Raw genomic sequence first — 12909 nt, 5'->3', positions numbered from 1 at the left:
GGCCGGGAACGGGGGCGGGGGTCACGACGGGCGGGGGCGGGGGCATGGGCGGGTGGCCTCCGTGTGGGTGAGGTGGGCGAGGGTGTCGAAGCCGGTGCCGTCGAAGTCGCCGACCGAGGTGGCCAGGCGGTTCTTCAGCGGGGCCGTCCAGTGCTCGGGCAGCGCGGCGGGGGCACCGGCGAGCAGACCGGCGAGGCTGCCGGCGGTGGCGCCGTTGGAGTCGGTGTCCCAGCCTCCCGACACGGCACGGGAGACCGAGCCGGTGAAGTCGCCGTCCGCGTGCGTGAGGGCGGCGGCGATCAGGGCGGTGTTGGGGACGGCGTGGACCCAGTGGTGGGCGGGGGAGTGGCGGGCGTGGAGCTCGTCCACGACGGTGTCGAAGTCGTCGTACGTCTCGGCGAGTCGCACAGCCTGGTGGACGGCCTCGGCGAGCCGGGAGGCGGGCGGGACGACCGCGAGGCCGGTGCGCAGGCAGGCGTGGACGTCATGGGCGCCGGTGGCGGCGGTGGCGAGGGCGGCCGCGGCGAACATCGCGGCGTAGACGCCGTTGGCGGTGTGGGTGAGGGTCGCGTCGCGGTGGGCCTGTTCGGCCGCGGCGGCCGGGTCGCCGGGGTTCGTCCAGCCGTGCGCGTCGGCGCGGATCAGGGCGCCGATCCACTCACGGAAGGGGTTGTGGTGGAGGGCGGTGTGCGGGGGTTCGAGGCCGGACAGGAGGTTGCGGTAGGCGACGCGTTCGGCGGTGAAGGCGCGGCCGGCGGGGAGTTCGTCGAGCCAGACCCGGGCGACGTCGGTCGTGGTGAAGGCCTTGCCGTGGCGTTGCAGGAGCAGCAGGTTCAGGAGGGGGTAGTCGAGGTCGTCGTCCTCGGGCATGCCGTCGATGTTCTCGGCGAGGGAGGTGGTCGCGGAGCGGCGGTTCCAGGGGTACGCCGCGGTGAGGTCCGGGGGGAGGCCCCGGGCCGTGAAGTAGGTGGTCGGGGGCCAGTTGCCGGTGGCCCGCGCGAGGCGGCGGATGCCCTTCAGCGGGAGCTTCTCGACCGGTTTGCCCAGGAGACAGCCGGCGGCTCTGCCGAGCCAGGCGGCTTCCAGCCGGGAAACGGACGTCTGCGCGGACGGCGTCGGGGCCGGCATCGGTGCCGGGGCCGGCCAGTCCGGGCACAGGGCCCTGATGCCTTCCAGGTCCGTGGGCTCCACCGCCGACAGCGGGCTGGGCAGCTCCGCCAGTTCGTCCAGCAGCTCCTTGGCGAGCCGGCGCAGGTACGGGGAGGCCGGCGGGGAGGACGCGCCTGCCCGGGCGGGGGCCTCGCAGCCGCCCGCCGCCCGCCAGCGGGCCGCGACCGCCGACGGATCGCGGCCGTCCTGTCCCGCCTGGCGCAGCTCGTGGCCGAGCAGGTCCTCGGGCTGGACCCAGGTCAGGCGGAGCATCCCGTGCCTCCGATCGCGGTGAACGCCCGCTCGTGGGCGCGGCGTCGCCGTACGTCCCGTTCGAAGACCTCCCGGGCCACCTCGACGAGCGTCGTCGCCGGCTGCCACAGGTCCAGGCGGCTGGCCTCCGCGACCGTCTTCGCCCAGTCCTGAGGGACCGGGGAGCCCAGCGCCCCGGCCAGCGCGCCCGCCATCGTGGCGATGGAGTCGCAGTCGCGGCCGTAGTTGACCGCGCCGAGGACCGCGTGCCGGTAGTCGCCGCCGGCGACCAGCAGCATGCCCAGGGCGACGGGGAGTTCCTCGATCGCGTGCAGGCGGGACGGACGACGGGCTCCGAGGGAAGGGGAGCGGTAGTCGGGGCCCACCGTGTCGTACGGGGCCACCGCCGCCCGCAGCGGCGCGCGTGCCGACTCGTGGTCCGAGTACCGCGACGCCACGTCGCAGACCGCCTCGATGGCCGCCCGCGTGCCGTCCTTCGCCAGGGACAGGCAGGCCCCCACCACCGAGTCCGGCGTCGCCCCGGGTGCGCACGCCGCGGCCACCGCCGCCGCGAGGACACCGGCGGCCTCCCGGCCGTACGACGACTGGTGCGCGCCCGCGACGTCCAGCGCCTCGGCGTACGCGGCCTCCGGGTGGGCCGCGTTGACCAGGCCGACCGGGGCCATGTACATCGCGGCACCGCAGTTGACGATGTTGCCGGTGCCCGCCTCGCGCGGGTCCACGTGACCGTAGTGGATCCTCGCCACCAGCCACTTCTCCGCCAGGAAGATCCGCTGCAGCGGGAGCGCCTCGGTCTCCAGTTCCGGGATCCAGCGCGGGGTGGTCATCAGGTCCGGGACCAGGTGCTCGGCGACCGCGTAGGCGTCGAGGTGGTCGCGGACCGTGCCGTACACCCGTACCAGCGCGTGGGTCATCAGGGTGTCGTCGGTGACGTGGCCGTCGCCCTTGTGGTACGGGGCGAGGGGGCGGGCGGTGCGCCAGGCGTCGCCGTTCCAGGGGCCGACGACGCCGCGGATCCGGCCGCCGTGGCGTTCGAGGATCTGCTCGGGGGAGTAGCCCTCGACCGGGCCGCCGAGCGCGTCGCCGACGGCCGCGCCGACGAGGGCGCCGGTGACGCGCTCCTCCAGGCCCGCCGTGCCGCTCAGGTCCGCCGTGCCGCTTTCCGATGGGCTGGGTGTCATGTCGTGTCGCGTCCTTCGGGTCGGGACGGTCGGGTGGCGTGCAGGAGTCCGGCCAGCTCCACCAGGTCGGTGCCGGTGAGCCGGGGCAGTACGCAGCCGGGGAGCGTGCGGCAGGTGTCCCGCCAGGATCCGGGGATCGACGCGCCGCCGCCCAGGGCGCCGGTGAGGGCGCCCGCCAGGGCCGGGGCGGAGTCCGCGACGCGCGACAGGCAGGCCGCCGCCGGTACCGCCTCCGCGATCCGGCCGTGGGCGGCGGTGGCCAGGGCGAGGGCGACCGGGACGGTCTCGGCGGCGGCGATGCCGTAGCTGTAGACGTGGTCGACGATCTGGTGCTCCAGCAGCGGGACCAGGGCGAAGGTGCTCCCCGCGGCCGCCGCGAGGGCCAGTGCCTGCCGGGCGTTGCGGCCGATCTCCGTCTCCGCGGGGAGCTCGGCGAGCGCGGCCGTCACGCAGGTCCGCACGTCCGTGCCGTCGAGCGCGCACGCCAGTGCCGCCGCCATGGCGCGGGCGCCGTGCACACCGTCGCCGTCCTGCGTGTAGCGGGCGTCGAACTCGGCGAGGTCGGCGGCGAGCCGCGGCGCGCCGGGGTGGACGACGGCGAGGACGCAGGCCCGCACGCAGGCGGCGTCGTCGAAGTAGTGCGGGTTGTCGTGGCCGGTGGCGGGCGGGCGCAGGCCGGTGGCGAGGTTGCCGAGCCCGGCCCGTACCGAGATGCGGGCCCGCAGCGGCAGTACCGCCGACTCGGCCTCCGGGGCGCGTTCGGTAGCCGCGGCCACCTCGCTGGCGACGGCGTTCCAGGTCAGGTCGATCGCCGCCCGCATCCGGCGCTCCCGGCTCAGGTCCCCGAGCGCGCTGTCGTCCCCGGCCCGCAGCACCGCCTCCGCCGCGAACGCCGCCCACTCGGCGTCGTCCGACGGGCCGAGGCGGAGCGGTTCCGGGGGCTGGTTCAGGGCGATGGGGACGGGGAGGGTGGTGGTGGCGTTCTGCTCGGCGAAGGTGTCCAGTTCGCGGGTGAGCCGGCGCGTCCACTCGGGCATCCGTGCGGCCCGGTGCCGCGCGGCGGGCCAGCCGGCGGCGTCCCCCGCGGCGAGGCCGAGGAGCAGGCCCTCGACGCGGTCGCGTCCCGGCGCCGTGCGGGGCGGCGTGCCGGGCTCGGGCCCCGGCCGGAGTCCGCTTCCGGCAGGATCGGAGCGCTCCGGCGCCCCGGGCGGGGCGACGTACGCCGTGGTGACCGGTTCCTCACCGGCGGGACGGCCCCTGGTCACGGCCGCACTCCCGCCGCGGCCTCGTGGTCCGGCTCGGGCGCGCGTACGACGGGGGCCGACGGCTGCCCTCCGCCGGGGCGGACGGCGGCACTTTCGGGGCGGGTGCCGCCGTCTTCGGGGCGGGGGCCGTGGGTCGGTGCGGGGCGGACGCCGTCATGTTCGGGGCGGGAGCTGCCGTCTTCGGGGCGGGGGCCGTCGGTGGGCGCGGGGCGGTGACCGTCGTGGGGTGTGGCGCCGGGCTGGTGGTCGGGTGTGGGGGTGTGGTTGGTGCGGGGCGTGGGCTGGTGGTCGGGTGTGGGGGTGTGGTTGGTGTGGGGCGTGGGCTGGTGGTCGGGGTCGGGGTCGGGTGTGGGCTGGTTGTCGGGCGCGGGGCTGCGGTCCGTGTCGGGTGTGGGCCCGTCGTCCGGCGTAGCCGGCCCCGGCCCCTCGCACCCCGCGAAGCTCGCCTCCGGTACGGCCTCACCGCGCCGCGCCGTGCTCCGGCCCGCTGCGATCGCGTCGTCCCGGGTGGTGTTCCGGGCCGGCGCGACCGCGTCGCCCCTGCGGACGGAACGCGTTCCCCGCGTCACCCCCCGCGTCTCCTCCTCCGCGGCCCGCGTCAGCAGGTCCGCCACCTCCAGCACGTGGTGACCGGCCATCGCCGGCAGACAGCTGCCGCGCGCCGGTCCGATCGCCGCGGCCCACTCGGCCGGGATGGCGCAGGCCCCCCGGGTCGCACCGGCCAGGGCACCGGCGACCGCCGCCGTGGTGTCGGCGTCGCGGCCCATGTTGACGGCCGTCAGCACGGCGTCGGTGAAGTCGCCGTCGGCCGCCGCGTACGCGCCGAAGGCGAGGGCGACCGCCTCGGGGGCGAGGTCCGTCCAGGGGTAGCCGCCGATGACCACCGCGGAGCGGACGGCGCGCTCGCCGCGGTGGGCCGCCGTCATCGCGCGGCGCAGGCACCGGGCCGTCCAGGAGTCGTCCGGGAGGACGGCCAGGGCGGAGGCCACGACGGCGACGGTCGGCGCGCCCGCCATCGCCGCCGCGACTCCCGCCGCCACCGCCTGCCCGCCGTAGATGCCCTCGCCGTCGTGGCTGACCGAGCCGTCGATCGCCACCAGCCGGGCGGCCTCGGCGGGACGGCCCGCCGCGAACACGCCGTAGGGCGCCGCCCGCATGGCCAGCCCGTCGCTCCAGGCGTGGCGGTGCTGGGCGGAGATGGGGGCGGCGAGGCCACGGCGCAGGTTCTCCAGGGTGCCGCGTTCGCTGAAGCCCGCGCCCCGGAACGGGCCCTCCTCCCGGTCCGCGATCCACTCGTGCCAGGCCGTTTCCACATGGGCCGCGGTGAGCGCGGAGCCGTACCGGGCCAGCAGGAGGCCCGAGAAGATCGCGTACTCGGTGTCGTCGGTGCCGGCCGGCCTCTCGGCCACGTACCCCGTGATACGCCCCCAGCGGGCGCGGATCTCGGAGGGCTTCATGTTCTCGGCCGGCGCCCCGAGGGCGTCCCCGACGGCCAGTCCGAGCAGCGCGCCCCGGGCCCGTTCGCGCAGTCCGACGTCCCCGGGCGCGGGGGCCGGGGGGATACAGGCGGTGGATGCCATGCGGCCTCTCCTCTCCCTTTGCGGATCTGTCCCCGGTGCGGTGCGCCCCGCAGCCTCGGAGGCCGAAGCATCACCCGGTCGACATCTGTGCGGCAGTGCTCACGGATGAGCATCGGAAGGTAAAACCGCAGGTTAGCCCAGCCTTTCCTTGCTGGCGGGGCGGAAATGATCGGCGTAGATTGGGTGTTGTCGAAAAGTAGACCCAATCCAAATGACCCAGTCCACCTCTGCCTTCCGGGGGCCCGCATGGCCATCATCGAGACCGAGGCGCCGCTGCACGTGGCGCACCGTGACAACCACACGCACCGCGACGTGAACGGCGGCTGGCTGCGCCCCGCCGTCTTCGGCGCGATGGACGGACTGGTCTCCAACCTCGCCCTGATGACCGGTGTCGCCGGCGGGGCCGCGAGCCAGCAGACCGTCGTGCTGAGCGGGCTGGCCGGCCTGGCCGCCGGCGCCTTCTCCATGGCCGCCGGCGAGTACACCTCCGTCGCCTCGCAGCGCGAGCTCGTCGAGGCCGAGCTGGACGTGGAACGGCGGGAGCTGCGCAAGCACCCGGCGGACGAGGAGGCCGAGCTGGCCGCCCTCTACGAGGCGCGGGGCGTCGAACCGGACCTCGCGCGCGAGGTGGCCCGCCAGCTGTCCCGCGACCCCGAGCAGGCCCTGGAGATACACGCCCGCGAGGAGCTGGGCATCGATCCCGGAGATCTGCCCTCGCCCCTGGTCGCGGCCGTGTCGTCGTTCGGGTCCTTCGCGCTGGGCGCCCTGCTTCCCGTCCTGCCGTTCCTGCTCGGCGCCGGTGCGCTGTGGCCCGCGGTGCTGCTCGCGCTGGCCGGGCTGTTCCTGTGCGGCGCGGTGGTCGCCAAGGTGACGGCGCGCAGCTGGTGGTACAGCGGCCTGCGGCAGCTCGCCCTCGGTGGCGCGGCGGCCGGTGTGACGTACGCCCTGGGCAGCCTGTTCGGAACGGCCGTAGGATAGCCGGGCTCGAACTTATGCGTCGGACCGCATAAGTAGCCGTTACGTGCTGGTTTCGAGCGCGCGATACCCGGGCATGAGCCGTAAGCGCTGTGGGCAATGAGGCCTGCCGCGCACTCGCGGAGTGGGCGACGACGCTCTCCCCGCCCCTTCGGGCCGACGGACATCGATCTGTTCGCTTCGGTCCCCATAGCTTCCACCGTCGGGTGCGGAACCCCTGCCGCGACCTCCCGGTGTCCGCATGTTGGAACGGATTATCCCGGTTTCCGAGAACCGCTCCATCATGTAACCTGCACGAAATTTTGCACCCACGCAGAGGGCCAACGTCGTCCCTCGGCACTTGCACATGCCAGATGACGACGACGGGAGAGCCGATGCGTACGCCGCGCCAGCCGTCCCAGCACTCCGCGAATGGCCAGAACTGGTCCTTCATGGATGCTCGCCCTGCCGCGCAGGGTATGTACGACCCCCGCAACGAGCACGACGCCTGCGGCGTCGGTTTCGTCGCCACTCTCACCGGCGAGGCGTCCCACACCCTGGTCGATCAGGCGCTCACCGTGCTGCGCAACCTCGAGCACCGTGGCGCCACCGGTTCCGAGCCCGACTCGGGCGACGGTGCGGGCATCCTCTCCCAGGTGCCGGACGCCTTCTTCCGCGAGGTGGCCGGATTCGAACTGCCCGAGGCCGGGGCGTACGCCGTCGGTATCGCCTTCCTGCCGGTGGAGGGCACCGAGGACGCCGTCTCGCGTATCGAGACGGTCGCGTCCGAGGAGGGCCTCACCGTCCTCGGCTGGCGCGAGGTCCCGGTCGCCCCGGAGCTGCTGGGTGCCACCGCCCGTTCGACCATGCCGGTATTCCGCCAGCTCTTCGTGGCCGACGGTGCCTCGCGGGGCATCGCCCTCGACCGCCGCGCCTTCGCGCTGCGCAAGCGCGCCGAGCGCGAGGTCGGCGTCTACTTCCCGTCGCTGTCCGCGCGGACCATCGTCTACAAGGGCATGCTGACCACGGGGCAGCTCGAGCCCTTCTTCCCGGACCTGTCCGACCGCCGCTTCGCCTCCGCGATCGCGCTCGTCCACTCCCGGTTCTCCACGAACACCTTCCCGAGCTGGCCGCTGGCCCACCCGTACCGCTTCGTCGCGCACAACGGTGAGATCAACACGGTCAAGGGCAACCGCAACTGGATGCGCGCCCGCGAGTCCCAGCTGGTCTCCGACCTGTTCGGCTCCTCGGACCTGGACCGGATCTTCCCGATCTGTACGCCGGACGCCTCGGACTCCGCCTCCTTCGACGAGGTGCTGGAGCTGCTGCACCTGGGTGGGCGTTCGCTGCCGCACTCCGTACTGATGATGATCCCCGAGGCGTGGGAGAACCACGCCTCCATGGACGAGGCACGGCGCGCCTTCTACCAGTTCCACTCCATGATGATGGAGCCCTGGGACGGCCCCGCCTGCGTCACCTTCACCGACGGCACCCAGGTCGGCGCCGTGCTCGACCGCAACGGCCTGCGCCCCGGCCGATACTGGGTCACCGACGACGGCCTCGTCGTCCTCGGCTCCGAGGTCGGCGTCCTCGACATCGACCCGGCCAAGGTCGTCCGCAAGGGTCGCCTGCAGCCCGGCCGCATGTTCCTCGTGGACACCGCCGAGCACCGCATCATCGAGGACGACGAGATCAAGGCCCAGCTCGCGGCGGAGAAGCCGTACGCCGAGTGGCTGGAGGCCGGCGAGATCGAACTGTCCGACCTGCCCGAGCGCGAGCACATCGTGCACACCCACGCCTCGGTCACCCGCCGCCAGCAGACCTTCGGGTACACCGAGGAGGAGCTGCGCGTCATCCTCGCGCCGATGGCCAAGGCCGGCGCCGAGCCGATCGGCTCCATGGGCACCGACTCGCCGATCGCCGCCCTCTCCGAGCGCCCCCGGCTGCTCTTCGACTACTTCACCCAGCTGTTCGCCCAGGTCACCAACCCGCCGCTGGACGCCATCCGCGAGGAACTGGTCACCTCCCTGCGCAGCTCGCTCGGCCCCCAGGGCAACCTGCTGGACCCGACGGCCGCCTCCTGCCGCAGCGTGTCCCTGCCCTTCCCGGTCATCGACAACGACGAGCTGGCCAAGCTCATCCACATCAACGCCGACGGCGACATGCCCGGCTTCAAGGCCGCGACCCTCTCCGGCCTGTACCGGGTGCACGGCGGCGGCGACGCGCTGGCCGCGCGCATCGAGGAGATCTGCGCCGAGACCGACGCCGCCATCGAGAACGGCGCCCGGCTGATCGTCCTCTCCGACCGCCACTCGGACGCCGAGCACGCGCCGATCCCCTCGCTGCTGCTCACCGCGGCCGTCCACCACCACCTCATCCGCACCAAGCAGCGCACCGAGGTGGGCCTGCTGGTCGAGGCCGGCGACGTCCGCGAGGTCCACCACGTCGCCCTGCTCATCGGCTTCGGCGCCGCCGCCGTCAACCCGTACCTGGCGATGGAGTCCGTCGAGGACCTGGTCCGCGCGGGCACCTTCCTGCCGGGGATCGAGGCCGAACAGGCCATCCGCAACCTGATCTACGCCCTGGGCAAGGGCGTCCTCAAGGTCATGTCCAAGATGGGCATCTCCACCGTCGCCTCCTACCGCGGCGCCCAGGTCTTCGAGGCCGTCGGTCTCGACGAGGGCTTCGTCGCGAAGTACTTCAACGGCACGGCCACCAAGATCGGCGGCGTCGGCATCGACGTCATCGCCGAGGAGGTCGCCGCCCGGCACGCGAAGGCGTACCCGGCGAGCGGCATCGCGCCCGCCCACCGCGCGCTGGACATCGGCGGCGAGTACCAGTGGCGCCGCGAGGGCGAACCGCACCTGTTCGACCCGGAGACGGTCTTCCGCCTCCAGCACTCCACGCGCTCCGGCAAGTACGAGACCTTCAAGAAGTACACCGAGCGGGTCAACGAGCAGTCCGAGCGCCTGATGACGCTGCGCGGCCTGTTCGGCTTCAAGTCCGACCGGAAGCCGGTCCCCCTCGACGAGGTCGAGCCGGTCAGCGAGATCGTCAAGCGCTTCTCCACCGGCGCCATGTCGTACGGCTCCATCTCCCAGGAGGCGCACGAGACCCTCGCCATCGCCATGAACCAGCTGGGCGGCAAGTCCAACACCGGTGAGGGCGGCGAGGACCCGGAGCGCCTGTACGACCCGGCGCGCCGCTCCAGCATCAAGCAGGTCGCCTCCGGCCGCTTCGGCGTCACCAGCGAGTACCTGGTCAACGCGGACGACATCCAGATCAAGATGGCCCAGGGCGCCAAGCCCGGCGAGGGCGGCCAGCTCCCCGGCCACAAGGTGTACCCCTGGGTCGCCAAGACCCGGCACAGCACCCCCGGCGTCGGCCTGATCTCCCCGCCGCCGCACCACGACATCTACTCCATCGAGGACCTGGCCCAGCTGATCCACGACCTGAAGAACGCGAACCCGCAGGCGCGGATTCACGTCAAGCTGGTCTCCGAGGTCGGCGTCGGCACGGTCGCGGCGGGTGTGTCGAAGGCGCACGCGGACGTGGTGCTCATCTCCGGCCACGACGGCGGCACCGGCGCCTCCCCGCTCACCTCGCTCAAGCACGCGGGCGGCCCCTGGGAGCTCGGCCTCGCCGAGACCCAGCAGACCCTGCTGCTCAACGGCCTGCGCGACCGGATCGTCGTCCAGACCGACGGCCAGCTCAAGACCGGCCGGGACGTCGTCATCGCCGCGCTGCTGGGCGCCGAGGAGTTCGGTTTCGCGACCGCGCCGCTCGTCGTCTCCGGCTGCGTCATGATGCGCGTCTGCCACCTGGACACCTGCCCGGTCGGCATCGCCACCCAGAACCCGGTGCTGCGCGACCGGTTCTCCGGCAAGGCCGAGTACATCGTGAACTTCTTCCAGTTCATCGCCGAAGAGGTCCGCGAGATCCTCGCCGAGCTGGGCTTCCGCTCCATCGAGGAGGCCGTCGGCCACGCCGAGACCCTCGACGTGACCCGCGCCGTCAACCACTGGAAGGCGCAGGGCCTGGACCTGGAGCCGCTGTTCCACGTGCCCGAACTGCCCGAGGGCGCGGTGCGCCACCAGGTCGCCGGCCAGGACCACGGCCTGGAGAAGGCGCTCGACAACGAGCTGATCAGGCTCGCGTCGGAGGCGCTGGCCGCCACGGACGCCACCGACGCCGCGCCGGTCCGCGCCCAGGTCGCGATCCGCAACATCAACCGCACGGTCGGCACCATGCTCGGCCACGAGGTGACCAAGAAGTTCGGCGGCGCGGGCCTGCCCGACGACACCGTCGACATCACCTTCACCGGCTCCGCCGGCCAGTCCTTCGGCGCCTTCCTCCCGCGCGGCATCACGCTGCGCCTGGAGGGCGACGCCAACGACTACGTCGGCAAGGGCCTCTCCGGTGGCCGCATCGTCGTCCGCCCCGACCGGGGCGCCGACCACCTCGCCGAGTACTCCACCATCGCCGGCAACACCATCGGCTACGGTGCCACCGGCGGCGAGATGTTCCTGCGCGGCAAGGTCGGCGAGCGCTTCTGCGTCCGCAACTCCGGCGCGCTGGTCGTCTCCGAGGGCGTCGGCGACCACGGCTGCGAGTACATGACCGGCGGTCACGCGGTCGTCCTCGGCGAGACCGGGCGCAACTTCGCGGCCGGCATGTCCGGCGGCATCGCGTACGTCGTCGACCTCGACCGCGACAACGTCAACGTCGGCAACCTGGACGCGGTCCAGCCGCTGGACGACGCCGACAGGGACTGGCTGCACGACGTGGTGCGCCGCCACGCCGAGGAGACCGGCTCCACGGTCGCCGAGAAGCTGCTCGCCGACTGGTCCACCGCGGTGGAGCGCTTCAGCAAGATCATCCCCAGTACGTACAAGGCAGTGCTCGCCGCCAAGGACGCCGCCGAGCGAGCCGGTCTCTCCGAGTCCGAGATCACCGAGAAGATGATGGAGGCGGCGATCAATGGCTGACCCGAAGGGCTTCCTGAACCACGGCCGTGAGGTCGCCAAGACCCGCCCCGTCGAGGAGCGCGTCAAGGACTGGAACGAGGTCTACGTCCCCGGCTCCCTGCTGCCGATCATCAGCAAGCAGGCCAGCCGCTGCATGGACTGCGGCATCCCGTTCTGCCACAACGGCTGCCCGCTCGGGAACCTGATCCCCGAGTGGAACGACTACGCCTACCGCGAGGACTGGTCGGCGGCGTCCGAGCGCCTGCACGCCACCAACAACTTCCCGGAGTTCACCGGCCGCCTGTGCCCGGCTCCGTGCGAGTCGGCGTGCGTGCTCGGCATCAACCAGCCGGCGGTCACCATCAAGAACGTCGAGGTCTCGATCATCGACAAGGCGTGGGACACCGGGGACGTCGCCCCGCAGGTCCCCGAGCGCCTGTCGGGCAAGACGGTCGCGGTCATCGGCTCGGGCCCGGCGGGTCTCGCCGCCGCCCAGCAGCTGACCCGGGCCGGTCACACGGTCGCCGTCTACGAGCGCGCGGACCGCATCGGAGGCCTCCTCCGGTACGGCATCCCCGAGTTCAAGATGGAGAAGCGGCACATCAACCGCCGTATCGAGCAGATGCGCGCGGAGGGCACCCGGTTCCGCACCGGCGTCGAGATCGGCCGCGACCTGGCGGCCACCGACCTCAAGAAGCGGTACGACGCCGTCGTCATCGCCGCCGGTTCCACCACCGCCCGCGACCTGCCCGTCCCCGGCCGCGAGCTGAGGGGCATCCACCAGGCGATGGAGTACCTGCCCCTGGCCAACAAGGTCCAGGAGGGCGACTACGTCACCGCCCCCATCTCCGCCGAGGGCAAGCACGTCGTCGTCATCGGCGGCGGCGACACCGGCGCCGACTGCGTGGGCACCGCCCATCGCCAGGGCGCCGCCTCCGTCACCCAGCTGGAGATCATGCCCCGGCCGGGCGAGGAGCGGAACCCGGTCTCCCAGCCGTGGCCGACCTTCCCCATGCTGTACAAGGTCACCTCGGCGCACGAGGAGGGCGGTGAGCGGGTCTACTCCGTCAACACCACCCACTTCGAGGGCGACGAGGACGGCAACGTCCAGTGGCTGCACCTCGTCGAGGTCGAGTTCGTCGACGGCAAGCTCACCCCGAAGCCGGGCACCGAGCGCAAGATCCCGGCCCAGCTGGTCACCCTCGCCATGGGCTTCACCGGCACCGACCGGGAGAACGGGCTGGTCGACCAGTTCGGACTGGAGCTCGACGAACGGGGTAACATCGCCCGGGACGCCGACTTCCAGACCAACGTGCCGGGTGTGTTCGTCGCCGGTGACGCCGGCCGCGGCCAGTCGCTCATCGTCTGGGCGATCGCGGAGGGCCGCTCGGCCGCCCGCGGCGCCGACCGCTTCCTGACCGGAGCCAGCGACCTGCCGGCCCCGATCCGCCCGACGGACCGGGCACTGACGGTCTGACGGACGCGACAACAGAAGAACGTCCCGTACAAAGGCGTACGGGCGGGCACTCTGGGGGGATTC

The 12909-nt window shown here is 73.1% G+C and carries 6 protein-coding genes and 1 pseudogene; 3 read left to right on the top strand and 4 right to left on the bottom strand.

Annotated elements, in window-relative coordinates:
* Positions 1 to 21: 21 nt before the first annotated feature.
* From RM812_RS11325 to RM812_RS43020, 4 genes and pseudogenes are all read right to left on the bottom strand, one after another.
* Positions 22 to 1422 (bottom strand): ADP-ribosylglycohydrolase family protein, encoded by a 1401-nt coding sequence (locus tag RM812_RS11325; protein WP_311572322.1) that lies wholly within the window; start codon positions 1420 to 1422, stop codon positions 22 to 24.
* Entirely contained in the window at positions 1410 to 2603 is a 1194-nt protein-coding gene (locus RM812_RS11320; protein ID WP_311572321.1) for an ADP-ribosylglycohydrolase family protein, read from the bottom strand. Before RM812_RS11320 ends, RM812_RS11325 begins: the two co-directional genes overlap by 13 nt.
* A complete protein-coding gene (locus tag RM812_RS11315; protein ID WP_311572320.1) occupies positions 2600 to 3868 on the bottom strand; it encodes an ADP-ribosylglycohydrolase family protein in 1269 nt (422 codons plus the stop codon). The genes RM812_RS11320 and RM812_RS11315 overlap by 4 nt, the downstream gene beginning before the upstream one ends.
* 598 nt (positions 3869 to 4466) lie before the next feature.
* Positions 4467 to 5448: pseudogene (locus RM812_RS43020) on the bottom strand (ADP-ribosylglycohydrolase family protein); the annotation flags it as partial.
* A 246-nt stretch (positions 5449 to 5694) separates the two neighbouring features.
* On the opposite strand from RM812_RS43020, the gene RM812_RS11305 reads away from it, so the two are divergent.
* From RM812_RS11305 to RM812_RS11295, 3 genes are all read left to right on the top strand, one after another.
* Positions 5695 to 6426, top strand: a complete 732-nt coding sequence (locus RM812_RS11305) for a VIT1/CCC1 transporter family protein (RefSeq protein ID WP_311572318.1) — start codon at positions 5695 to 5697, stop codon at positions 6424 to 6426.
* A gap of 428 nt (positions 6427 to 6854) precedes the next feature.
* Positions 6855 to 11390, top strand: a complete 4536-nt coding sequence (gene gltB, locus RM812_RS11300) for a glutamate synthase large subunit (protein WP_311572329.1) — start codon at positions 6855 to 6857, stop codon at positions 11388 to 11390.
* Positions 11383 to 12846: a glutamate synthase subunit beta gene (locus RM812_RS11295; RefSeq protein WP_311572317.1), complete on the top strand. Its 1464-nt coding sequence runs from the start codon at positions 11383 to 11385 to the stop codon at positions 12844 to 12846. The genes gltB and RM812_RS11295 overlap by 8 nt, the downstream gene beginning before the upstream one ends.
* Positions 12847 to 12909: the final 63 nt, after the last annotated feature.

It is taken from the genome of Streptomyces lancefieldiae, from assembly GCF_031845825.1.
Taxonomy (GTDB): Bacteria; Actinomycetota; Actinomycetes; order Streptomycetales; family Streptomycetaceae; genus Streptomyces; species Streptomyces lancefieldiae.
The sequence above is the reverse complement of the archived record's forward strand: the minus strand, read 5'-3'. Positions and strand labels throughout refer to the sequence as shown.

What these genes read in the sequence shown, in the direction of transcription:
- RM812_RS11295 (WP_311572317.1), top strand. Translation starts at nt 11,383, where the DNA reads ATGGCTGACCCGAAGGGCTTCCTGAACCACGGCCGTGAGGTCGCCAAG.
- gltB (WP_311572329.1), top strand. Translation starts at nt 6,855, where the DNA reads ATGGATGCTCGCCCTGCCGCGCAGGGTATGTACGACCCCCGCAACGAG.
- RM812_RS11320 (WP_311572321.1), bottom strand. Translation starts at nt 2,603, where the DNA reads ATGACACCCAGCCCATCGGAAAGCGGCACGGCGGACCTGAGCGGCACG.
- RM812_RS11325 (WP_311572322.1), bottom strand. Translation starts at nt 1,422, where the DNA reads ATGCTCCGCCTGACCTGGGTCCAGCCCGAGGACCTGCTCGGCCACGAG.
- RM812_RS11305 (WP_311572318.1), top strand. Translation starts at nt 5,695, where the DNA reads ATGGCCATCATCGAGACCGAGGCGCCGCTGCACGTGGCGCACCGTGAC.